2 protein-coding genes are annotated in these 1,371 nt (G+C 54.9%); both read left to right on the top strand.

Going from position 1 to position 1,371, the window contains the following annotated elements; translation table 11 throughout:
* Positions 1-93 precede the first annotated feature (93 nt).
* Positions 94-1,041 (top strand): glutathione synthase, encoded by a 948-nt coding sequence (gshB, locus tag NW852_RS03875; RefSeq protein WP_414365524.1) that lies wholly within the window; start codon positions 94-96, stop codon positions 1,039-1,041.
* 179 nt (positions 1,042-1,220) lie between these two features.
* Positions 1,221-1,371: transposase (locus NW852_RS03880; protein WP_414426478.1), on the top strand; the 151-nt coding region annotated here is incomplete at its 3' end.

Here is a 1,371-nt window from a genome sequence, read left to right on the forward strand (position 1 = left end):
CTTTCTACTACTGCCGAACCGGCCTGCTAGCCGGGAGCAATCCGCTCCAATTTGTTGCATACTCAGGGCAGCTTTTCGTTGCTCAAACCATTCATGCAGGTAGCTTTCATTGTCGATCCGTTGTCTCAGTTGCAGGTGAACCACGACACCAGCGTTGCCTTGATGGAGGCGCTGCAGAGACGAGGCCACCGCATTTTTTGCCTTGGATTGGCTGACCTCTACTGGGATCAAGGGGAAACCTGGGGATCCGTTGAGGAAATTGTGTTGGATCTAGGAGCGGATCCCTGGTACGAGGTCAAAGAACGGCGCTTGTTGCCCTTGAGCCAGATGCAAGCAGTATGGATGCGCAAGGATCCGCCGGTGGACGCGGCCTATCTCTACGCCACCTACCTTCTGGATCATCTCTCCCCCCGCCGCACCCTAGTGCTCAACCATCCTGCCGGGATCCGCTCCGCCAACGAAAAGCTCTATGCTTTGCAATTCCAAGAGTGGATCCCGCGTACCTGCGTCAGCAGCAGCAAGGCCTTGCTACGCCAATTCGTCGAGCAGGTGGGGCAGGCGGTACTCAAGCCCCTGGGCGGCAAGGGTGGGGAAGGGATCCTGCGGATCAACGCCGGCGATCCAAACCTCAATTCCTTAATTGAGCTGAGCACCCAATTCGGTCGGCTGCCCGTGATGGTGCAAGAGTATTTGCCGCAGGCAGCAGCGGGAGATAAGCGCATTTTGCTGCTGGAGGGCGAGCCTTTGGGCGCCGTCAATCGGATCCCTGGGGAGGGGGATTTCCGTGGCAATGTGGCCGCTGGGGGTCGGGTGGAGAAAACCGAGATTGCCGAAAAAGAACGGGCCCTCTGCGCAGCTTTGGCGCCGGTGCTGCGGCAGGAGAAACTCTATTTTGTTGGAATTGATGTCATCGGGGAACGGCTGACAGAGATTAATGTCACCAGCCCAACTATGCTGCGGGAGATCTGCCAGTTAGAAGGGGTTGATTTGGCTGATCAAGTGGCCCAGTGGCTAGAGAAGAAAGTGCCGATCAAAGCGTAAACTACCCCACATCCCCTTCCGAGGAATCTGGTCATTATCCAACAGGTGCCCTCTCCAAACTTGGCATTAAGTTTCTCTCCAGCCACTTTCTCCCTTTGAGCTCCCCTGCAAGAGCATAAATGCTACAGCTTGTTAATTTAAAATAGGGTACAGGTATTCAAGAGGAAGGAGAGAAAGAGATGCCAACCCATTCTTTGGATCTACGGCAAAGAGTTGTAGCAGCTTATCAGGCAGGTCAGACCTCTATCCGCCAGGTAGCCGAACGGTTCATGGTAACCAAAAGAACAGTACACCGCTGGGTGCGGCAGTACCAACAAACTCAGGACTTAA

This window comes from Synechococcus sp. H60.1 (assembly GCF_047462335.1).
Taxonomy (GTDB): Bacteria; Cyanobacteriota; Cyanobacteriia; order Thermostichales; family Thermostichaceae; genus Thermostichus.

What these genes read in the sequence shown, in the direction of transcription:
- gshB (WP_414365524.1), top strand. Translation starts at nt 94, where the DNA reads ATGCAGGTAGCTTTCATTGTCGATCCGTTGTCTCAGTTGCAGGTGAAC.